Origin of the sequence: Kitasatospora aureofaciens, from assembly GCF_019192735.1 — a bacterium.
In the GTDB taxonomy this organism is placed as follows: domain Bacteria; phylum Actinomycetota; class Actinomycetes; order Streptomycetales; family Streptomycetaceae; genus Kitasatospora; species Kitasatospora aureofaciens_A.
Genome location: NZ_JAHTKP010000005.1, coordinates 110,343 through 131,125, shown reverse-complemented (window position 1 = coordinate 131,125; position 20,783 = coordinate 110,343). Strand labels below are relative to the sequence as shown.

18 protein-coding genes and 1 pseudogene are annotated in these 20,783 nt (G+C 72.2%); 12 read left to right on the top strand and 7 right to left on the bottom strand.

The window, feature by feature from the left end; all coding sequences use genetic code 11:
• Positions 1-93 precede the first annotated feature (93 nt).
• On the bottom strand, positions 94-270 hold the full coding sequence (locus KV557_RS07705) for a thiazolylpeptide-type bacteriocin (protein ID WP_218198998.1): 177 nt from the start codon (positions 268-270) through the stop codon (positions 94-96).
• Positions 271-693: 423 nt separating this feature from the next.
• Here KV557_RS07705 and KV557_RS07700 point away from each other — a divergent pair, with 423 nt between their 5' ends.
• The 4 genes from KV557_RS07700 to KV557_RS07685 are packed head-to-tail and all read left to right on the top strand — an operon-like array spanning position 694 to position 3,731.
• Positions 694-1,635, top strand: a complete 942-nt coding sequence (locus tag KV557_RS07700; RefSeq protein ID WP_218198997.1) for an ABC transporter ATP-binding protein — start codon at positions 694-696, stop codon at positions 1,633-1,635.
• A gap of 55 nt (positions 1,636-1,690) precedes the next feature.
• Positions 1,691-2,428: an ABC transporter permease gene (locus KV557_RS07695; protein WP_218198996.1), complete on the top strand. Its 738-nt coding sequence runs from the start codon at positions 1,691-1,693 to the stop codon at positions 2,426-2,428.
• Positions 2,429-2,430: 2 nt separating this feature from the next.
• Positions 2,431-3,129 (top strand): sensor histidine kinase, encoded by a 699-nt coding sequence (locus KV557_RS07690; protein ID WP_218198995.1) that lies wholly within the window; start codon positions 2,431-2,433, stop codon positions 3,127-3,129.
• Entirely contained in the window at positions 3,126-3,731 is a 606-nt protein-coding gene (locus tag KV557_RS07685) for a response regulator transcription factor (RefSeq protein WP_218198994.1), read from the top strand. Before KV557_RS07690 ends, KV557_RS07685 begins: the two co-directional genes overlap by 4 nt.
• 90 nt (positions 3,732-3,821) lie before the next feature.
• Here the strand turns inward: KV557_RS07685 and KV557_RS07680 are convergent, their stop codons facing one another.
• The 5 genes from KV557_RS07680 to KV557_RS07660 all read right to left on the bottom strand — a co-directional run bounded on the left by KV557_RS07680 (position 3,822) and on the right by KV557_RS07660 (position 9,692).
• Positions 3,822-4,526, bottom strand: a complete 705-nt coding sequence (locus KV557_RS07680; protein ID WP_218198993.1) for a response regulator transcription factor — start codon at positions 4,524-4,526, stop codon at positions 3,822-3,824.
• Positions 4,526-5,671: a sensor histidine kinase gene (locus tag KV557_RS07675; RefSeq protein ID WP_256177073.1), complete on the bottom strand. Its 1,146-nt coding sequence runs from the start codon at positions 5,669-5,671 to the stop codon at positions 4,526-4,528. The genes KV557_RS07680 and KV557_RS07675 overlap by 1 nt, the downstream gene beginning before the upstream one ends.
• Positions 5,672-5,891: 220 nt before the next feature.
• On the bottom strand, positions 5,892-8,165 hold the full coding sequence (locus KV557_RS07670; RefSeq protein ID WP_218198991.1) for a TOMM precursor leader peptide-binding protein: 2,274 nt from the start codon (positions 8,163-8,165) through the stop codon (positions 5,892-5,894).
• Complete coding sequence (locus tag KV557_RS07665) at positions 8,162-8,356, bottom strand: hypothetical protein (protein ID WP_218198990.1); 195 nt, start codon at positions 8,354-8,356, stop codon at positions 8,162-8,164. The genes KV557_RS07670 and KV557_RS07665 overlap by 4 nt, the downstream gene beginning before the upstream one ends.
• 580 nt (positions 8,357-8,936) lie before the next feature.
• A complete protein-coding gene (locus KV557_RS07660; RefSeq protein ID WP_218198989.1) occupies positions 8,937-9,692 on the bottom strand; it encodes a GbsR/MarR family transcriptional regulator in 756 nt (251 codons plus the stop codon).
• Between the two features lie 262 nt (positions 9,693-9,954).
• Here KV557_RS07660 and KV557_RS07655 point away from each other — a divergent pair, with 262 nt between their 5' ends.
• The 5 genes and pseudogenes from KV557_RS07655 to KV557_RS07635 all read left to right on the top strand — a co-directional run bounded on the left by KV557_RS07655 (position 9,955) and on the right by KV557_RS07635 (position 13,196).
• A complete protein-coding gene (locus KV557_RS07655) occupies positions 9,955-10,617 on the top strand; it encodes a DUF4097 family beta strand repeat-containing protein (RefSeq protein WP_218198988.1) in 663 nt (220 codons plus the stop codon).
• A 337-nt stretch (positions 10,618-10,954) separates the two neighbouring features.
• A pseudogene (locus KV557_RS07650) lies at positions 10,955-11,959 on the top strand (serine hydrolase domain-containing protein); the annotation flags it as partial.
• Positions 11,960-12,073: 114 nt separating this feature from the next.
• The gene (locus tag KV557_RS07645) at positions 12,074-12,577 is read left to right on the top strand and encodes a cupin domain-containing protein (RefSeq protein WP_308129810.1); all 504 of its coding nucleotides are present in this window, start codon (positions 12,074-12,076) and stop codon (positions 12,575-12,577) included.
• Complete coding sequence (locus KV557_RS07640) at positions 12,574-12,972, top strand: VOC family protein (protein ID WP_218198987.1); 399 nt, start codon at positions 12,574-12,576, stop codon at positions 12,970-12,972. The genes KV557_RS07645 and KV557_RS07640 overlap by 4 nt, the downstream gene beginning before the upstream one ends.
• Positions 12,951-13,196, top strand: a complete 246-nt coding sequence (locus tag KV557_RS07635; RefSeq protein ID WP_218198986.1) for a hypothetical protein — start codon at positions 12,951-12,953, stop codon at positions 13,194-13,196. The genes KV557_RS07640 and KV557_RS07635 overlap by 22 nt, the downstream gene beginning before the upstream one ends.
• Positions 13,197-13,634: 438 nt before the next feature.
• On the opposite strand, the gene KV557_RS42340 is transcribed toward KV557_RS07635, so the two are convergent.
• Positions 13,635-13,769 carry a hypothetical protein gene (locus KV557_RS42340; RefSeq protein ID WP_256177132.1) on the bottom strand — a complete coding sequence of 45 codons (135 nt, stop codon included), beginning with the start codon at positions 13,767-13,769 and terminating at the stop codon, positions 13,635-13,637.
• Positions 13,770-13,870: 101 nt separating this feature from the next.
• On the opposite strand from KV557_RS42340, the gene KV557_RS07630 reads away from it, so the two are divergent.
• Genes KV557_RS07630 through KV557_RS07620 form a run of 3 tightly spaced genes read left to right on the top strand, consistent with a single transcriptional unit; the run spans position 13,871 to position 20,783 of the window.
• Positions 13,871-15,478, top strand: a complete 1,608-nt coding sequence (locus tag KV557_RS07630) for a TIGR02677 family protein (protein ID WP_218198985.1) — start codon at positions 13,871-13,873, stop codon at positions 15,476-15,478.
• Positions 15,475-16,653 carry a TIGR02678 family protein gene (locus KV557_RS07625; RefSeq protein ID WP_218198984.1) on the top strand — a complete coding sequence of 393 codons (1,179 nt, stop codon included), beginning with the start codon at positions 15,475-15,477 and terminating at the stop codon, positions 16,651-16,653. Before KV557_RS07630 ends, KV557_RS07625 begins: the two co-directional genes overlap by 4 nt.
• A complete protein-coding gene (locus KV557_RS07620; protein ID WP_218198983.1) occupies positions 16,650-20,783 on the top strand; it encodes a TIGR02680 family protein in 4,134 nt (1,377 codons plus the stop codon). The genes KV557_RS07625 and KV557_RS07620 overlap by 4 nt, the downstream gene beginning before the upstream one ends.

The following is a 20,783-nucleotide window of genomic DNA, read 5'->3' as shown; positions in this document are numbered from 1 at the left end:
GGGGTCTGCCGACGGCGCCCCCTCGGGGGCCGGCAGGGCGTGCCCCGCCGGCTCCCGAGTGAGGTCATCCGCGGTCGTCGTCCGTGGGGAGGATCAGACGCAGCAGGTGGAGGTCGAGCCGCAGGTGGAGTGCGAGTCGCAGCTGCTGCTGCCGGAGGAGGCGCCGGTCTCCGGGAGCTGCACGGCGTCGCGGACCTCGCCCACCTCCAGGACCTCCAGGTCCAGGCCGTCGAAGTCGATGCCGGCGGCGGGGTTGATGTTGTTCGACATGGTGTCTCCTCTTTAGAGAATCGCGAGAATCGCTGACACAGCGAGAATCTCGGGAATTGTGCGGAGCGGGTTCGCCCCACACTTTCCGGCCTTTCCGGTTTTCGTTCTCCCGTTCGGCCGGTGACACATTTCTCGCACCCCATCGGCCACCCGGTCAACCATTCGGTGATTCCAGTGACAACTGTCAGAGGAGCGCGGTGACAGAGCAGCCAGAAATCACCCGCGGGCCGTGACAGCTGTCATTCCCGACCCCTGACAGACCTGCCAGAACGCGCCCCCGAAGGGGATTTCCGGCCGACTCGCCGCAGACCCGTGACAACTGTCATGACGCAGTGACGACAAGTGGCCCTGGGCATCCCCATATCGGGCGGAATAGGCTCGGAATCACCCACACATGCAGGATGGAGCAGAGGAATGGCAGTCATGGCAGCGGAACGCGTGAACACCACAGCGGAGCCGGATTCGGGAATTCTCGCGGTGGACGTGCGCGGCCTGGATGTCCGTTATCCGGGCGCGGACGTCAAGGCCGTGGACGGCGTCGACTTCCAGGTGCGCCCGGGCGAGATCGTCGCGCTGCTCGGCCCGAACGGCGCCGGCAAGTCCACCCTGATCGGCACCCTGCTCGACCTGATCGAGCCGAGCACCGGCACGGTGCGGGTGTTCGGCTCCACCCCCCGCGCCGCGCTGGAGGCGGGCCGGGTCGGCGCGATGCTGCAGACCGCGGGGCTCGCCGAGCAGGTGACGGTCAAGGAACTGCTCTCCTTCGTCGCCTCGCTGCACCGTGACCCGATGCCGGTGGCGGAGGTGCTCGCCGCGGCGTCGCTGGAGGACATCGCCGGCCGCCGGGTCGAGAAGCTGTCCGGCGGCCAGCGCCAGCGGGTGCGGTTCGGGCTCACCCTGGTCGGCCGTCCGCAGCTGCTGATCCTGGACGAGCCGACCAACGAGATGGACATCGCCTCCCGGCAGTCGTTCTGGGCGCAGGTCCGGGCCGCGGCGGCGGACGGCCGGTCGGTGCTCTTCTCCACCCACCACATGACCGAGGTGGAGCACGCGGCGGACCGCGTCGTCGTCATCGCCGGCGGCCGCACGATCGCCGACGAGACCCCGCACGAGCTGCGCCGCCGGTCCGGCGGGTCGACCGTCCGGTTCCGCTCCGCCCGGCCGATCCCGGCTGCCGAACTGCTCTCCCTGCCCGGCGTCACCGGGTCCACCGACGGCCCCGACGGCCTGACGCTGGCCACCGTCGACCCCGACGCGACCGTCCGCGCCCTGGTGCTCCGGGTGCCGGACGCCTCCGACCTCCAGGTCCAGGCCGTGGACCTGGAGGAGGCCTACCTGTCCGTGGTCGCCTCGGCCGCCGGCTGACGCCCACTCACCCCGCCGTCACCCGTTTCCCATCCCTCCCGGAGGCTCAGCCCCCATGGTTTCCTACCTGCTCTTCGAGGTGCGCCGCACCCTGCGCAACCCGCGCTTCCTCGTGATGACCCTGCTCATGCCGGTCATGATGAACATCGTGTTCGTCCAGCTCAACAAGGGCCGGATCGGCGACACCTCGCCGGCCACCTTCGCGTCGAACTACATGATGAACATGGCGGCCTTCGCCACCGTCTCCGCCTGCCTCTCGACCGCCGGCCACCGGCTCTCCCAGGAGCGCGGCAGCGGCTGGTTCCAGCAGCTGACGCTGACTCCGCTGACGTCCGCCCAGGTGGTGCTGGGCAAGCTGCTGTCGGCGGTCTCGGTCGGCGTCCCGGCCGTGGTCGCGGTGTTCGCGACCAGCGCGCTGGTCAACGGCGTGCACCTGTCGCCGGCCCGCTGGGCGATGGCCCTCGCGGTCGTCGCCGTCGGCTCCTTCGCGTTCAGCGCGCTGGGCGTCGTGATCGGCCTGCTGACCAGCGGTGAGACCTCGTACGCGGCCAGCATGGTCGCGCTGATGTTCTTCGCCCTGCTCGGCGGCCTGTGGCTGCCCACCGAGATCCTGCCCGCCTGGGTCGCGAAGCTGACCCAGGCCACCCCCTCCTTCCAGATCGCCGATTCGGGCCGGACGCTGATCGCCGGCGGCCTGCCGGGCTGGCAGACGCCGACCGTGTTCGTTGCCTGGACCGCGGCGTTCGCGGCCCTCGCGCTGGCGGCGTTCCGCCGGGCCGCCCGGAAGCGGTGATCGTGTCCTGGTACCCCCGGTGGCGCCGCCGGCCGGCCCGCGCGGCCGACCCGGTGGGCGACCGGCTCGCCGCGCTGGCCGGCCGGCTCGGGCCCGCCCGGGAGCGGGCCGCCGCGGACCCGGCCCGGTCCGCGGAGTTATCGGCGCTGGAGCGCTCACTGCGGTCGGTCCTGCACGACGTCCGGTTCGAGGCGCCCGGCTACCGCCAGGTCCGCCTCGGGGCGGCGCTCGACCGCGCGACCGACACGCTGCGCGCGGTGGGCATCCAGGTCGACCGGGAGGTCGACGTCCCTCAGGTAACGCACGCGACGGACGGGCGCGCCGTCCTGGACGGCCTGGAGCCCCGGGCGTCCGACGCGCTCGGCTGGATGCTGCGCGAGTGCACCGCCAACATCCTGCGGCACAGCACCGCCGACCGGGTGCGGATCGCGGTGCGCGTCACCGGCCGTGACATCCGGCTGGCGATCGCCAACAACGGCGTTCCGCCGGCCCGCCCGGACGGCCCGGACGCCCTGGTCGGCGGCGGTGCGGGCAGCGGGCTGCCCAGTATGCTGACCCAGGTCTCGGTGCTGGGCGGAACGCTCCGGGCCGAACACTCCGGCACGGTCTTCGAGATCGTCGCGCGGGTGCCCGCCCACGGCCCGCCCGCCGACCTCGCCCCGGCCCCCGGGGCGTCCCGACAAGAGGAGGACCTCCGGTGATCACCGTTGTACTCGCGGACGATCAGCGGGTCATCGCCGACGCCCTCGGCCAACTGCTGGACCAGGAGGAGGACATCTCCGTCCTCGCCATGGCCTGCGACGGCGACCAGGCGCTCGCCGCCATCCGGCGGCACCGGCCCGACGTGGCCCTGCTCGACATCGACATGCCGGGGCAGGACGGCCTCGCGGTGACCGCCCGGGTCAAGCAGGAGCTCCCGCAGTGCCGGGTGATCGTCCTGACCTCCTTCGGCCAGCCCGGCTACCTCACCCGCGCCCTGGCCGCCCAGGCCGACGGGTTCCTCGCCAAGGACGCCGGCGTCCAGGAGATCGTGCAGACCGTGCGCCAGGTGGCGGCCGGCCGGCGGGTGATCGACCCGTCGGTGGCCGTGACGGCCCTCACCGCCGTCCCCAATCCGCTGACGCCGCGCGAGCGGGAGGTCCTGGAGGCCGCGGAGTCGGGGGCGCCGCTCTCCGAGGTCGCCGCCCGGCTCCACCTGGCGCACGGCACGATCCGCAACCACCTCTCCGCGGCGATGGCGAAGACCGGCAGCCGGACCCGCGTCCAGGCCGCCAGGGCGGCCCGGGAACGCGGCTGGCTGTAGGCCGACTCAGGCCGGCGGTAGGGCCGTTCAGGCCGGCGGTAGGGCCGTTCAGGCCGGCGGTAGGGCCGTTCAGGCCGGCTGTGGGGCCGCTCAGGAGATCCAGCCCGCCTCACGGGCGATCCTGATCGCGTCGACCCGGTTCCGCCCGCCGACCTTGACCACGATCGACGTCAGGTAGTTGCGTACGGTCCCCTCCGACAGGTGCAGGGCCCGCGCGATCTCGCCGACACCAGCGCCCGGCGAGGCCAGTTGCAGCACCTCGGTCTCGCGGCCGGTGAGCGGGCACTCCCGGCTCTCCCACACCGACATCGCCAGCTGCGGGTCGATCACCCGCTGCCCGGCGGCCACCGACCGTACCGCGGCGGCGAGTTGCTCCGGCCGGGCGTCCTTGAGCATGTATCCGGACACCTGCGCGTCCAGGGCCCGCCGCAGCGTGCCGGGCCGCCCGAGGCTGGTGAGCATCAGCGTGCGGCAGGACGGCAGTCGGGCGGCGAGCTGCGCGGCGGCGGCCAGCCCGTCGATGCCGGGCAGGTCGACGTCCAGCAGGGCCACGTCGGGCCTGTGCAGCAGCGCCGCGGGCAGGATCGCGTCCCCCCGGTCGACGTCCGCGACCACCTCGAAGTCGGGCTCCAGCCCGAGCAGGGCGACCAGGGCGCCCCGGACGATGTGCACGTCCTCGGCGAGCAGGATCCGCACGACGGGCGTCACGGACCCGGACGTCGGGTGCTCGGATGTCCGGTGCTCGGATGTCCGGTGCTCGACCGTCCGGTGCCGGTGCGTCACGGTCTCGGGCATCAGGCGGCCATTCTTCTCGACAGCTTGCGCAGCACCTTCAGCGGCTGGAGCTCCGGTCCCGGGGACGCCGGCGCGGCCTCGACCGGCACCGTGGCGATCAGCTGGAACCGCCCGTCCGGACGCAGCCCCGAGGTGAGCGTGCCGCCCATCGCCTCGACCCGCTGGCTCAGGTTGCCCAGCCCGCTGCCGCCGTGCGGATCGACCGGGCCGACGCCCGCCTCGACACCGTCGTTGACCACCGACAGCCGCACGGCGCCGTCCTGCTGGACCGCCTCGATGACGCAGCCGCGCACCCGGCTGTGCCGGAGCAGGTTGGTCATCCCCTCCCGCAGCACGGTCGCCAGCACGGTGTCCACCGCGGGCGGCAGGTCGCTGACGGAGACCGTCAGGCTGGCGTCCACCTCGGCGGCCCGGAGCACCTCCCGCGCGGAGGCGCACTCCTGGACCAGCGACATGTCCCGGTAGCCGCTGGCCACCAGCCGGACGTCGGCGAGCGCCTGACGGGAGATGTCGAGGACCCCGGAGACCTCCTCACGGGCGCGCTCCGGGTGGGCCGGCAGCAGCCGGCGGATCAGCTCGCTGCGCAGCGAGATCGCGGAGAGGCTGTACCCGAGCAGGTCGTGCAGATCGCGGGCGAAGCGCAGCCGCTCGTTGGCGACGGCGAGCCGGGCCAGCTCGTTGCGGGCCTCGTGGACCACGGCGACGAGTTCGGTGAGCCGGGTGATGCCGTAGACCACCAGGCCGGTGAGCCAGGTGGACTGGCCCATGTAGAAGACATCGGCCACCGGCATTCCGGCGAACCCGGCGTAGAGCATCATCAGCACGCCGGTCAGGCCGTACAGCGCCCAGCCGAACCGCGCGGGGAGCAGCAGCAGGCAGGAGGCGGCGAAGAAGCCGCCCATGCTGCCCCACTGCCAGTGGAGAACCGTCAGTGGCAGAAAGGTCAGCGCCGCCTGGACGGCGAGCGGGACGAGCCGACGGCGCAGCGGGGCGCGGCGCAGGTCCGGTGCGGAATGCAGCAGTTGGAGCGCGAAGACCCCGAGCACACCGGCCATGCCGGCGAGCACGGCGAGCGGTCCGAGGCCTTCGCTCAGAATGTTGAGCAGGGTGATCAGTAGATAGGACGCCAGAATTGCATGGAGCATGACACGTGCCAGTCTCGGCGCGATGCTCTCGGCGGCGTCGACCAGTCGCTGCGGTGGCTGGGCGCTCTGGTCATCGTTCAATCCGGGCCCCCTCAGTTCCCCCGTCCGCATGACGGACCGGAGCATATGACATGGGACCTGTCCAGGGAAAGAAGCGGAATCTCTCCGTCCGTTCTACCCTGACGCCCGCTCTGACCAGCGGCCTCCTTCTCCTGGCGGTCTAGACAAATAGCGGAATCGGATTCAGGTTCTCGAAGGCGGTGGGCCGTTCCAACCGCCCCAGCGCCACCGGCACGTCGTACAGCCGCCCGGGGCCGAACCGGGCCCAGAAGTGCCGCAGGCCCGGCACGATCACCTTGGCCACCGGCAGCCCGAGGTCAGGCCGGGTCTGGTCGAGCACCAGCACCTCCAGACCCCGGCCGCGCGCCAGCTCGACGACCGCGTCCAGGTCCTCCTTGAGATCCGTCCGCGGCGTGTACGCCCAGCCCCCCGGGCCCCGGGCGGGCTGCGTCCGGTCCGGCAGCAGGTACGGCTGGCGGGCCACCGTCTCGGTGGTCCACCAGGTGTACGGCTCCTCGTCCCGCAGGGCGTACCCGGTCCCGTCCGCCCGGGCGTCGGCGACGGCGGGCAGCAGCTGGCCCATCTCCGTCATCGCCCGGCGCAGCGCCACGCCCGGGTCGAGGTGTGCGCCGAAGCCGAACAGCACGTCCTCGGCGGGCTTGTCGGTCCGCCGCGACAGTGCCGCCATCACGGGGATGCCCAGATCCGCGGTGAGGTCCAGGACCCAGACCTCGCGGTGGATGCTCCGGTAGTCCTCGCGCAGCCGGCCCAGCCAGGGCTCGCTCGCGCCGAAGGCGTCCAGGTCGACCGCGGGCTGCCGGGTCCGGTTGTACCACCAGAGCGCGACCGCGTCCCGCTCCACCAGTTCCAGGAACCCCTGCAGGATCGCGTCCTCCAGGGTCCCGCCCGCCGCGTTGCCGTTCGAGTCGGCCCGCGGCACCCGTGGCCCGTCGCCGCCGGCCGAGAAGTACAGCAGGGAGGTCGGCACGAGGCGCTGCCGGCCCGCGGTCAGCGACCAGACGGGGGTCCAGTCCACCGGCTCGTCCTCGTCGAACTTCTCCGGGACATGGTGGAAGGCGGAGTGTGCGGCGTTCCACCGCTCCCGGCCGCGGTACTGCCGCTCGTCGTGCAGCTGGATCTCCGCAGGGTGCACGGCGACCGGGCCCAACTCCCGGTAACTCGCGCGCAGCGAAGGCTCGTCCCCGTGCCAGGACCCCGAGTACCGCTCCACCGCCTCGCACAGCGCGCTGACCTTCGCCTGCTCGGCGGTCAGCCCCTTGCCGCCCGACAGCGCGCGCAGCCCCGCCCGGAGACCGCCGAGGGTCTCCGGGGCGAGCGCCAGGTTGTGGCCGGACACGTAGCTGTGCACAAAGGCCGGACCGCGCGGATCGCGCCGCACGTCCTTGACGATCCCCGTCACCGCATCGATCAAGTGCCCGTACTTGTCGAGCATCTGACGTGACGTCAAAGCGCGATGCCCGTTCCCCTCCCCCTCCGGGCGCTTGGGTTGCGCGGACAGCTCGACCGGCCGGCGCACCCGGCCCGCCACCAGCCCGCCGTCCCCGCACTCCGGGCACTGCGGCCGGCGCACCACCGGGTGCAGGCCGCCCCGCAGGGTCAGGGTGTCCAGCGCGTGGATCCCGTCCTGCCCCTCGTACCGGTACCCGGCCAGCCACTTGGCGGCCTCCAGGACGGCGGTGTGCAGACCGACAGCCCGCCCCGCGTCCAGCGAGGCCTCGGCCCGGGCCAACGGAGCCGCCGTCCCCAGCGCCTGCTGCAACGGCAGCTCGGACCTCCGGTGCCCCCGCAACCGGGTGGCGACGCAGTGCCAGCAGGCCCCCTGGCCCGGCCGGAAGACCGGCCCCGTCCACGGCTCGGCACCGACCGGCCGGGCCAGCAGCCACGGCCGGCCCGCCGCCCGCTGCCGGGCGTCCACCTCGGCGAGCTCCGGGTCGAGGTAGTCGGCGCAGAGCACCAGCGTGAGCCCCGCCTCCTCGCCCTCCCCCACCACCCGCAGACCCGACCGGCGGCACGCCTCCTCGGCGGCCCCGGCATCCACCCCGCCCAGCGCCAGCACCCGCACCCCGGCCGCCCCCTCGCCGGCCCGACCCCCGTCGAGACCGGCCAGGTCCCAGTACGCCTCGGCCGCCTCGTCCGCCGATTCCCCCACGGTCCGCACCAGACCCGCGGCGATGAACCTGCGGAGCGCCAACACCGCCTGCTCCTGCGGCAGTTCGCGAGCCGCCTCGGCAACGATCTGCGCACACGTCCGGCTCCCGTCCAGCAAGGGCGCCAGCACTTCCGCCGGCCGCCCGCGCACCGCCGTCACCGCCCGCGGCGACACCAGATACGCCGCCTCACCCGGCACCACCGCCGACCGCAGATGCCGCTTGAACCCCAGCGGCATCTCCCCGACCCCCGTCCCGCGGCTCATGCCACGAGCCCGGCAGACCCCGCGGTGTGCGCCTGCTGCGCGGCCAGACAGAACGTGAGCAGTGCGACCGACTCCAGCCCCACGCCGTCCAGGTCCTCGATGACGACCCCGTACTCGGCGTCCTTCCGCCCGTACCCCTCCGGCATGCCCATGCCCAGCACCGGAAGCGCGAGAAGCGTGGCGACGTCCATGATCGATCTCCCCCAGTAGTGACGACCCGCAGGTCAGCGGGCCTCTCTCTGCCGCAGAGTCTTCACGATCACTCGGGCCCGTCACCAGTTCCCGGCCCTCACGTTCCCCCTATGAATTCCTCATACCGCCACCCCACCCCACCCTCCCCCGGGCAACAAAAAGGCCCGGATCGGAGATTCTCCGACCCGGGCCTTCCACTTCTGAGCCGCCTGCGGGATTCGAACCCGCGACCTACGCATTACGAGCCCGGGAGTGATCATGTTGGCTGCTGCCAGCATCGATCGCTTGGTGATGAGCCCGCAGGTCAGGGCGTTGCGCTGTGATCCACAATCTCGCCCGAAGCGCCACGTGTTGCTTCGTCCGCTCACGCATCGCTCACGCAGTTCGGCCGTTCCCGGCTCCAGCACGGCTGCCCGCCGCGGTGCTGGCCCATGCCGACGAGGGGGCCCGTACACGAGTGGACTTGTCGACCTCACCGACCTCTGCATGAACGAGGCCACCTGGCGGAGGCGCGAGGGGGCGGCTCTGGATGAAGGATCCGGCGCGGGCACCACTGGCTGTGACCATCGAGACGGCTGTCTATGCGCGATCCGAACGTGGTGTGTCGGTGCCGTCCGGGGTCGTTTCGGTCCTGGTGTAGAGGACCTCGCGACCCTGCTCCGCGGCACGGATGAGCCCTTCGCTGACGAAGTCGAGGAAGCGGGAGGCACTCTCGAGGCGGGTGGCGGCCGGGGTGCCGCGGCCGAGGATGCCGATGCCCTGTCGCGCGGTCTCGATGAACTGGTCGTTGGCCCGGGCGCTGCGGATCATCGACCGGTACCAGAGGTCGTCGTCGACGACGTAGCGCTCGCGGCGGCGCTGGTCGCGTTCCCGGCGGACGAGGTCCAGGCTCTCGAGGAACGTGATCGCTTTGGAGATGGAGGCCGGGCTGACCTGGAGGTGCTGGGCGAGTTCGGAGGCGGTGAGGCTGCCGGTGTCGGTGGTGTAGAGGCAGCCCAGCACCCGGGCCATCATCTTGGGCAGGCCCGAGGTCATGAAGACGGTGGTGAGGGTCTCCTCGTAGTCGCGCACGGCCTCGGCGTCGCGTCCGTAGGGTTGCGGGAGCGCCTGCGGCCCCTGGGGCGTGGCCTGCCCGCGCCGGTGGGTGCGCTGCTGGGTGGCGCGGTGGGCCAGGTCGGCGCGGTAGCCGGTGGGGCCGCCGTTGCGCATCACCTCACGCGTGATCGTCGAGGTCGGACGGTCGAGACGTCTGCCGATCTCCGCGTAGGCGAGGTTGTCGGCCAGCCCGACCGCGATCTGCTGGCGCTCCTGCTGGGTGAGCCTGCCTCCCGGCATCACGACCCCTTTCATGCCCCACGGGTGCTCCATGGTGCTGCTCGGCGTTCCCTGACGCCTCCACCATAGCGTTCACCTTCAATGCATTGCAACGGTCGACTGTTCCATCGTTGCGTTAAGCGAGAGGGCGTTGCAATGATTATTGCGCTCCCACCTGCATAGATGCTGCTTCTTGGCAAAGATCTTGTTGTGCGGACTTGGAAAGCAACGTAGTGTTTCCAGTGTTCGGAAACAACGAGCCGCAAGCACAAGGGAGAGCACGATGCACAAGTTCGACACCCCCGCCCCGATCTCCGCCGTCCTGGACATCCCCGCGGGACGCGTCCAGTTCATCGCCGCAGACCGGGCCGACACCGCGGTCGAGATCCTGCCTGTGAACGCCTCGAAGGGCCGCGACGTGAAGGCAGCGGAGCAGACCACGGTCGGATACGCCGACGGAGTCCTGCGGATCGAGAATTCGGCGAAGACCCAGTACCTCGGCCCCTCCGGATCCATCGAGGTGACGGTCAAGCTGCCCGCCGGTTCCCGCATCGAGGCCAAGGCGGTCGGCGCCGAACTCCGGACCGTCGGCCGCCTCGGCGACGTCGCTTTCGAGGGCGCGTACCGCCGGATCAAGCTGGATGAGGCCGCGAGCGTCCGTCTCACTGCGGTCGACGGCGACATCGAGGTCGGCCGGCTGGGCGGGGCCGCGGAGATCAGCACCGCAAGGGGCGACATCCGGATCGCCGAGGCCATGGGCGGCACGGTCCAGCTCAGCACCCAGTCCGGCGACATCACGGTCGGCGCCGCCGCCGGCGTGTCGGCCGCCCTGGACGCCGGCACCGGCCACGGCCGCGTCAGCAACGCCCTCAAGAACGACGGCACCACCGATCTCGACATCCGCGCCACCACCTCCCACGGCGACATCACCGCCCGCAGCCTCTGACCCGCTCCCTCCGAAGGAACACCCCTCAACACCAGCCCCGCCATCGGGGCGAACGGGCTGCGCACCCCTACGGCGACAAGACCGTCCGAGGTGCCCCCAAGATCACGGGCAGGTGCAACCGGACCTGACCACCACGGTCCCACCGGGCCGAACCCGCGAACGCCGGGGAGGCCGCGCCGGGGAGGCATCCCGCACAGCGAACGCAGCACGGCCACCGTCGACGCGCTCGCCCACGCACGCCCACGCCCTCGGCGGCCGGCACCACCTCATCGCCGCCCTGGGCAGCCACGCACCCTCACCGCAACAACCACCCACGCATCCCATAAGGAGCACAGCCATGTCCCTCCCCCCCACTGGGCAGGATCGCCCGGAGCTGCAGAAGGCCATCGAGGAGATCGTCGATTCCGGTTTCGCCGGGGTGCAACTGCGCGTGAACGACGAGCGGGGCGAGTGGGTCGGCAGCGCCGGGGTGCGCAAGCTGGGCGAGAGCGCCAAGCCGCCGACCGACGGGCGGTTCCGGATCGGCAGCACCACCAAGACCTTCACCGCGACCGTGGTGCTGCAACTGGTGGCCGAGGGCAGGATCGGGCTGGACAGCCCGGCGGATGACTACCTGCCCCGGTTCGGGCTGGACCGGCGGATCACGGTGCGGATGCTGCTGCAGCACACCAGCGGGCTGTTCAACTACACCGGCGAGTACTACGACGACGGGACGGTCGCGCCGGGGATCCCCTGGCAGGGCCAGGAGTACGTGGACAACCAGTTCCACACCTACCAGCCGGATGAGCTGGTACGGCTGGCGCTGTCCAAGCCGGCGCGGTTCGAGCCGGGAACGGACTGGAGCTACTCCAACACCAACTACGTCCTGGCCAGGCTGCTGGTCGAGAACGTCACCGGCCGCTCGTTCGCCGAGGAGATGCAGCGGCTGATCCTGCAGCCGCTGGGATTGTCGGGCACCGTGGTGCCGGACGCCTCGCCGGAGATCCCCGAGCCGCACGCCCACGGCTACTACCGGTACGAGCACGCCGGCCAGTGGAAGGTGGTCGACGTCACCCGCTTCAACGTCTCCTGGGTCTCCGCCGCCGGTGACATGATCTCGACCACCAAGGATCTCCACACGTTCATCTCCGCGCTGATGAGCGGCAAGCTCCTGCCGGACTCGCTGCTGGCCGAAATGCGCACGCCGCACCCCAAATTCGGCTACGGCCTGGGGTTGTTCGTGGAGGAGACGGACGGCGGCACCGTCCTCAACCACAACGGCGGCTTCTGGGGTTGGGGGGCGCTGATGTACAGCACGCCCGACGGCAGCAAGACCCTGACCGCCTCACTCACCACCGGGGACGCCGAACTCGACTTCGCCGCCACGGCCGAGGCGTTCCAGAAGGCGCATCAGAGGCTCGTCAAGGAGGTGTTCTGCAGTGGGCAGGCCGAGCCGGCTCACAAGGCGGCCGAGCCCATCGGGTTCTCGTCGGCCGCGCCGTTCGAGCCGGTGCTGACCCGTCACACCGAAGCCGAGACCTGTGCCGATCCCAGCAGCGTGATGACACTGCTCGCCGACTCCGACCGCACTGCCGATGGCTTCACCAGTTACCGGTCCACGTTCGCCAAGGGCGCCGTCGGGGCACCCGCGCACTGCCACACCAAGGCGACCGAGCTGTTCTTCGTCATCAGCGGCTCCCTCAGGGTACTGGTGGGCGAGGAGATCACCGTGCTCAACGCCGGCGACTTCCTGGCCGTGCCGCCGCACACCCCGCACGCCTTCGCTGCGGCGCCCGGCTGCGAGGCGGACGTCCTGTTCGTGTTCACCCCCGGCATGGGCCGGTTCGACTACCTGCGGCTGCTCGGCCGAGTCATGCGTGGCGAGGCCGACGCGAAGGAGATCGCCGAGTCGGCGGAACGTTTCGACAACCACTACGTCGACAGTCCGCTGTGGCGTGCGGCCCTGGAGGCAACGGCATGATCGACCCCAACGCCCATGTCCGCGTGGCCCGCCCCTCGCGCGACCTCGCGACCGCCGAACGCTTCTACGTGCACGGCCTCGGCTTGGAAGTCCTATGGCGCACCACCGAGCGCATCCCGGGCGAGCACGACCTGCTGATGGTCGGCCCGAAGGGCGGAGCCTGGCACTTCGAGCTCACTCACGACCCGGAGCGCCCGCTTGAGCCCACCCCCACCGTGGACGACCTGTTCGTGGTCTACCTGGGCAGCCCGGTCGACGAGTCCCTGATCGACCGTCTGATCGCGGCCGGCGGCACCCGCGTCCCCGCACACAACCCGTACTGGGACGAGCACGGAGCAACGATCGCCGATCCGGACGGTTACCGCCTGGTGTTGTGCTCCCGCACCTGGGCCTGAACCTCCTGCACGGGCACTGCAACAGCCCGATCGCCGGACACGCACGCGCGTTCGATGACGGCTGCCTCGCCCTACGGGCCATGGTCTTCACCCCCGGCGACGCAACCACGCTCACCGCCAGCCGCACCAGCGACCGGCTCACCCCGCAGGCCATCGGCGAAGCCGTAGCCGAGGCACTGATCCGCGCCGGCGCCCGAGAGATGATCGACGCCATCGCACACTGACCAGCTCTCCACTCCGCCGCTCGCCGGGGGTCGTCATCACGACCGCGGGGTGCTTGCGTGGTCCCGGATCACCTCCAGGAAAACCAGCCACCTGCCTCGTCATCATGTCCGAGCCCGGCCGCGGTCCGCTTGTTGGGTCGCTACAGATCACCACTCGGCTCCGCCGCTGCGCGATTCAGGCCCATGTCCACCGGCGTGCACGCTCGCTGCACCATTGCCCACCGAATGTCCACCGGGAGCGGTCATAAAACGCTTCCCGCCCACACAGGCCCCACACGAAAGGCCCTGGGAAGGCAAAAGGCCCAGGTCAGGGGCTATCTGACCTGGGCCTTCACTGAGCCGCCTGCGGGATTCGAACCCGCGACCTACGCATTACGAGCCCACCTGGGTTCGTGCTACGTCATGCCGCCCTGTGCCACCGAATGACGTCCTTGCTGATCAGAGCATGCGCGGCAGGTTGGGCTGTGCCGCCCCGTGCCGCACCGGCCAAAGGCGTCCGTCCACCGGCTGTCCACCGGCGGCCATCTCGGCACCGTAGGCCGCCTTGTCGACCGCGTTGTCCTTGTTCCACAAACCGCCGCTGCGAAGCGTCTCAATTTACCCGGGCAGGCGTCCGGCCAACCGATTTTCCTGCCCCGCCCACGCAGACAACCGGATCTGCAAGACTGGAGTGCGTGTCCAGCGCTCCGCAGCCCCAACCGTTCGCCTACCTCCAGGCTCCGAACGCGGTCCTGTACGGCCAGGTCCTGGCGGTCTTCGCCCAGGCGAGAGAGCGGTTCATCGTCCATCTGCGGCCGGAGGACGTCGCCGCCGAGCTCCGTCGGGACGCGGCGGCGGAGGCGTCTTCGGCGGTCGCGTCGATCGAGGCGGTCGGCGGCGCGCTGGAGCAGTTGGTCGGCTGGGGGAATCTCCGCGCGGACGCCGACACCGGCCGGGTGACATCGGTCGAGGACTTCCATCGGGCCCGCTACCTCTACCAGTTGACCCAGCACGGCCAGGCCGCCCTGCGGGCACTCGCCGTGTACGAGCAGGCGCTGGGCCGGCGCGGCCAGTTGCAGTCGGTCGCGCTGGCGGACATCGCCGAGCAGTTGGGGTCGTTGCTCGTCCTGGCGGAGCACCCTGATCCCGATCCGGGAAAAGCACATCTGCTGCTGCTCCAGATCGCGGAGCGGTTCGGCAGTCTCGCGGACAACGCCCAGGCGTTCATGGCCTCGCTGCGTCGCACCATCGACTTCCAGGACGGTGACGAGGCGGCGTTCATCGCGTACAAGGACCGCCTCGTCGAGTACATCGAGCGGTTCATCGCCGATCTGGCGAATCGCGGCGCGCAGATCGCGAACCTGCTCACCCGGCTGAACGCGGCCGGTGTGGAGCGGCTGCTGCTGGCCGCGGCGCAGCGCGAAGCCGGGGATGCCCTGCCGGATGCCGTACCGGAGGCCGACGTGGACGGTCGGCAGGCGGAGCAGGCCCGCGCAGCGGCAACGAGTGCCGCGCTGACCGCCTGGGAGAACCGATGGCGGGGCCTCACCGACTGGTTCCTCAGCCGCTCCAGCAGGCAGCCCTCCCAGGCGAAGCTGCTGCGCGGCGCGGCGGTCAGCGCGATCACCGCGCTCGTCAACACGGTCGCCGCGCTGAACGAGCGGCGCGGCGGACGCTCGGACCGGTCGGCCGACTTCCGGGCGCTGGCCCGGTTCTTCGCGCAGACCCCGGATGACAACGCCGCGCACCGGCTCTGGCGAGCGGCCTTCGCCCTCACCCCAGCCCGGCATCTGACCGTGGACACCGCCACCGAGGCCGCCTGGCAACAGGCCGATCTCCCGGCCGGTACGCCCTGGGCGCAGGCCCCACCGCTGGAGATCAGCCCCCGGCTGCGCGAGACCGGCACATATGAACGGCGCGGCATGCCCAACCGGGTCGCCGACCGGGCGGCCGAGCGGCAGGCGCTGGCCCGGCAGGTCGAGCTGGAGGCCGCCCAGACCGCCGCCGCCCGGGCCCGGCTGGCCACCGACGGCCCGGTCCTGCTCTCCGAGCTGGCCGGCCCGGACGGCCTCGACCCGCACACCTTCCAGCTGTTCCTCGCGGTCCTCGGCGACGCCCTCTCGGCCCGGGTACCAGGCGAGAGCGAGTCCTCGGCGATCACCGGCGACGGCACGATGGAGGTCCGGCTGAAGCTGGTGGACCCCGACACGGTGGTGCGGGTCCCGACGGCGGACGGTGTGCTGCACGGGCCCGAGCACATCATCGAGATCATCGACCTCGCGCCCGCCGGGAGCGCGGTATGACCGACGCCACCGACCTCCAGGCCGAGCGCCGGCGCGCCGCCCGCGCGCTGCTGGCATCGCCGCTGATGACCAGTGGCAACGACGACTTCCGGCTGGTGCGCAAGCACGCCGGCGAACTGGCGGCCTGGTTCACCCAGGAGACCGGCTGGCGGCTCGTGGTCGACACCGAGACCGCGCGGCTCTACAAGACGCCGGCCCGCCTGGACGACGCGACCAGGCCCGCCCGCGCCCCGCGTACCAAGGTGCCGTTCACCCGCCGCCGTTACGTGGTGCTCTGCCTGGCGCTGGCGACGCTGGAGCGGGCGGACGCACAGATCACCCTCGGCCGGCTGGCCGACGGCGTGCTGACGGCAGCGGGCGACCCGGCGCTGGCTGCCGCCGGGATCGAGTTCCGGATGGACCGCCGTGAGGAGCGCTCCGATCTGGTGGCCGCCGTCCGGCTGCTGTTGGAGTGGGGGGTGCTGCACCGCGTGGCGGGCGACGAGGAGGCGTACCTGTCGGAGGCGTCCAACGACGTGCTCTACGACGTTCGCCGCCGCGTCCTGGCCACGCTGCTCGCCGCGACGCGGGGCCCGTCCACCGTCGAGGCCGTCAACCCGGACCACCGTCTTGCCGCGCTCACCGCCGAGGTCGCGCCGGACACCGATGAGCTGCGGCTCCGCGCGCTGCGTCACCGGCTGACCCGCCGGCTGCTGGACGATCCGGTGGTGTACTACGCCGAGTTGCCCGAGGACGAGCGCGCCTACCTGGTCTCCCAGCGCCACGCGATCACCCGTCGGATCACCGAAATCACCGGCCTGGTAGCGGAGTTGCGCACCGAGGGGATCGCCATGGCGGATCCAGACGACGAGCTCACCGACGTCCGGATGCCCGAGCAGGGTACCGACGGCCATGCCACCCTGCTGGTCGCCGCCCACCTCGCCACCGTCCACGGCCCCTGTACCGAGCCGCAACTGGTGGATCTGGTGAGGCAGCTGGCCGTGCAGCACCGCTCGTACTGGCGCAAGACCGCCGCCGAGCCCGCAGCCGCGGCCGAGTTGCTCGCCCAGGCGCTGGACCGGCTGACCGCGCTCGACCTCATCACCCGCAACGGCGAGTCGGTCACTGCCAAGCCCGCGCTGGCACGATACGCCCTGGCCGCCCCGACCATCCGAAAGGCCCGCTCCCGCTCATGACCCTGCCGCAGCCCACCAAGAACCGCTGGCAGCCGCTGCGCGCGGGGCTCGTCGACATCTTCCACTACGACGCCGAGGAGTTCCGCTTCCACGACGGGCGACTGCTGCTGCGCGGGAACAACGGCACCGGCAAGTCGAAGGTGCTCGCCCTCACCCTGCCCTTCCTGCTCGACGGTGAACTCGCCGCCCACCGCGTCGAACCGGACGGCGACCGCGCCAAGCGCATGGAGTGGAACCTACTGCTCGGCGGAAAGCACCCGAACGACGAACGCACCGGCTACACCTGGTTGGAGTTCGGCCGGATCGACGAGGACGGACGACCGCAGTACCGGACCATCGGCTGCGGCCTGAAGGCGGTCAAGGGCCGCGGCATCGCCAAGCACTGGTTCTTCACCACCACCCTGCGCATCGGCCCCGATCTGCCACTGCTGTCCGCCACCCGCGTCCCGTTCACCCGGGAGCGGCTGCGCGACGCACTCCAGGGCCACGGCCTGGTGCACGACACCGCCGCCGAGTACCGCCGCGCCGTCGACGAGCAGCTCTTCGGCCTCGGCCAGGGCCGCTACGAGGCCCTGGTCAACCTGCTGATCCAACTGCGCCAGCCGCAGCTGTCGAAGAAGCCGGACGAGAAGCTGCTCTCCAAGGCGCTCACCGAGGCCCTGCCGCCACTCGATCCGGCCCTGGTCGGCGAGGTCGCCGAGGCGTTCCGCGGCCTGGACGAGGAGCGGCACGCCCTGGAAGCGCTGGCCGAGGCGTCCGGCGCCGCCGCCAACTTCCTCGCCCACTATCGCCGTTACGCGCAGATCGCCGCCAAGCGGCAGGCCGGCGTGCTGCGCGTCGCCCACAGCCGGTACGAGCACCTCGGCCGCGACCTCGGCGAGGCCGAGACCGAACACGCCACCGCCGAAGAACAGTTGACGCAGGCGGAAGCCCGTCTGGAAGAGCTGGAGGACAGCCGGGCGACCCTGGCCGCCACCCGTGACGCCCTGAACCGCAGTCCGGAGATGGACGCCGCCCGCGAGCTGGAACAGGCCGCAAAGACCGCCGAAGCGTTGCGCGCCGCCGCCGACGACCGCGCCGACGCTTGCCGCACCGCCCGCCGCCAGGCCGACGACTGGCAGCGCCGCGCCGCCGGCGCGCACGCCCAGCACGACACCGACCAGGCCGCCCTCGCCGGGGCCGACTCGGCCGCCGGGCAGGCCGCCGAGGCCGCCGGGATCGACCACACGGCCGTGGCCGAGACCCTGGAACGGGACCGCGCGCCGTTCCCGGAGACCCGCAGGGTCGGCGAGCGCGCCGTCGAACGCCGCCGCCAGGCCGTCGCCGGCCTCACCACGCTGCTCACCACCGCCGGGCGGGCCCGCGGGCAGGCCCTCGCCGCGCAGGCCGAAGCCGCCCGCCGCGCCGCCGACCTGGAGGCCGCCCGGGAACGCTCGGCCGAGGCCGGACAGGCAGTCACCGAGCGGGGCACGGACCTCGTCACGGCCTGGCGGACCTGGGCCGCCGGTACGGTCGAGCTGCGCCTGCCCGACCCCGACCACGCCCTCTCGGCACTTGAAGCCTGGACGGACGCCCTCGCCGGCCCCAACCCGGCCGCCGAGGCCGCCGAGGCCGCCTACCGCACAGCCGTGGGAGCCCTCACCCGCCAGGAGGCCGCGCTCGACGCCGAGCACGCTGCCACCCGGCACCAACTCGCCTCGGTGGACGAGGAGATCGCCCGCCTAGAGTCCGGCGGTCACGACACCCCGCCACCGCCGCACACCCGCGATCCGCATGCCCGCTCCGACCGCGCCGGAGCGCCGCTGTGGCGGGCGGTCGACTTCGGCGAGACCGTACCGGCCGAGCAGCGGGCCGGGATCGAGGCCGCGCTGGAGGCCGCCGGACTGCTCGACGCCTGGCTCACCCCGGACGGCACCCTGCTCGACGCGGACGACGCCGTCCTGCTGTCCTCCGGCCCGTCCGCCCCCGGTGCCGGCCTCTCCTCAGTACTGCGCCCGGCCGTCGACCGGGCCGATCCACTGGCCGCCGCCCTGGCCGACACCGCCGTCCACGCCGCCCTGGGTGCGATCGGCCTCGGCGCGACCGGCCTTGACGCGGAGGGCGATCACCACACCTGGGTGGCCACCGACGGCCGCTACCGGATCGGCGCGCTGACCGGCCGCTGGACCAAGCCCGCCGCCCACTACATCGGCGAGGGTGCCCGGGAGGCCGCCCGCCGCGCCAGGCTTGCCGAACTCGCCGTCCGGAGCGGCGAGTTCACCGACCAGATCGCCGAGTTGGACCGGCAGCGCGGCACCGTCCGGGCGCGCGCCACAACGCTGGCCGCCGAGCAGCAGAGCGCGCCCGCCGATCACGCGCTGCGGGAGGCGCATGCCCGCCACGGCCACGAGGCCGAGGCGGTACGCCGCCTGGCCGACCGGCTCGACGAGGCAGCACAGGAGGCCGCAGCCCGGCAGGAGGACGCGGAACGCGCCGATCAGGAGGCCGCCGACTACGCCCGGGACACCGACCTGCCCGCCGACCGCGAGCAACTCGACCGGGTACGCGACGCCGTGTCCGGCTACACCGCCGCCCTCGCCGCGCTACTCCCGGCCGCCACCGCCCGGGCACGGTCCGCCGCCCTCGCCGCCGAGGCGGAAGCGGAGACCGAGACCGCCGCCGGCGCGCTCGCCGAAGCCGAGGACGCCGAGACCGCCGCCCGCCGAACGGCCGATGCGGCCACCGAGCGCCACCGCGTGCTGGCCGAGACCGTCGGCGCGAGCGTCGAGGAACTGTTCCGCCGGCTGGCCGATACCGATGCCGCCATCGCCGCACGGGACTCCGAGGAGAAGACCACCCGGCGCGCCCGCGACGCCGCCATGACCGCCCGCGCCCGGGCCGAGGGCCGGCGCAGCGAGATCCGCGCCCGGATCGAGGAGGCTGCCGCCGAACGCGACCGCGCCGTGACCGCCCTGCGCTCCTTCGCCGCCACCGGCCTGCTCGCCGCCGCGCTGCCCGGGATCGCCGTCCCGGCGCCCGACGAGACCTGGGCGCCGACTCCGGCCGTGGCACTGGCCCGCACCATCAACCAGGAACTCGACGGCACGGACGACTCGGACCGCCGCTGGGAGCTGATCCAGCAGCGGATCTCCACCGAGCACAAGGTGCTCACCGACGCCCTCGGCCGCCACGGCCACTCGGTGGGCATGACCCTGCACGACGGCATCATGATCGTCGACGTGGTGTTCCAAGGCCGCCCCCACGACGTGCCCGCCCTCGCCGACTCGCTGCGCGAGGAGGTCGAGCAGCGCGGCCTGCTGCTCTCCGCCAAGGAACGCGAACTGCTGGAGAACCACCTGGTCGGCGAGGTCGCCGGAGCACTCCAGGAGCTGATCACCAGCGCCGAGGAGCAGATGGCGGCGATGAACGAGGACCTGGCGGCCCGCCCCACCTCGACCGGCATGGCCCTGCGCCTGCAGTGGCAGCCCGCCAAGGACGCGCCGGCCGGCCTCGAAGCCGTCCGCACCCGCCTGCTGCGCCAGTCCTCGGACGCCTGGACGCCTGCCGACCGCGCGCAGGTCGGCGAGTTCCTCCAGGCCCGGATCGCCCAGGACCGCGAGGACCACCCTGCCGACTCCTGGGCCGACCAGCTCACCCGCGCCCTGGACTACCGCGGCTGGCACTCCTTCACCATCCAGCGCCGCCAGGACGGCCAGTGGAAGCCCGCCACCGGTCCCGCGTCCGGCGGCGAACGGGTGCTCGCCGCCTCCGTACCGCTGTTCGCAGCCGCCTCCTCGCACTACTCCTCCGGCCATCCGCACGCCCCGCGCCTGATCGCGCTCGACGAGGCGTTCGCGGGAGTGGACGACGACTCCCGGGCCAAGTGCCTCGGACTGCTGGCCTCTTTCGACCTCGATGTCGTCATGACCAGCGAACGTGAGTGGGCCTGCTATCCCACCGTGCCCGGAATCGGCATCGCCCAGCTGAGCCGCCGCGAGGGGATCGACGCCGTCCTCGTCACCCCCTGGCGGTGGGACGGCACCGCACGCACCCGCGAGGAACGGCCGGTCCCGCACATCCCCGGCCCTCCCGCGCCGAAGGCCGCCGAAGACCGCGCGCAGCCGTCCCTCCTCGACGACTCGACGGTGTAG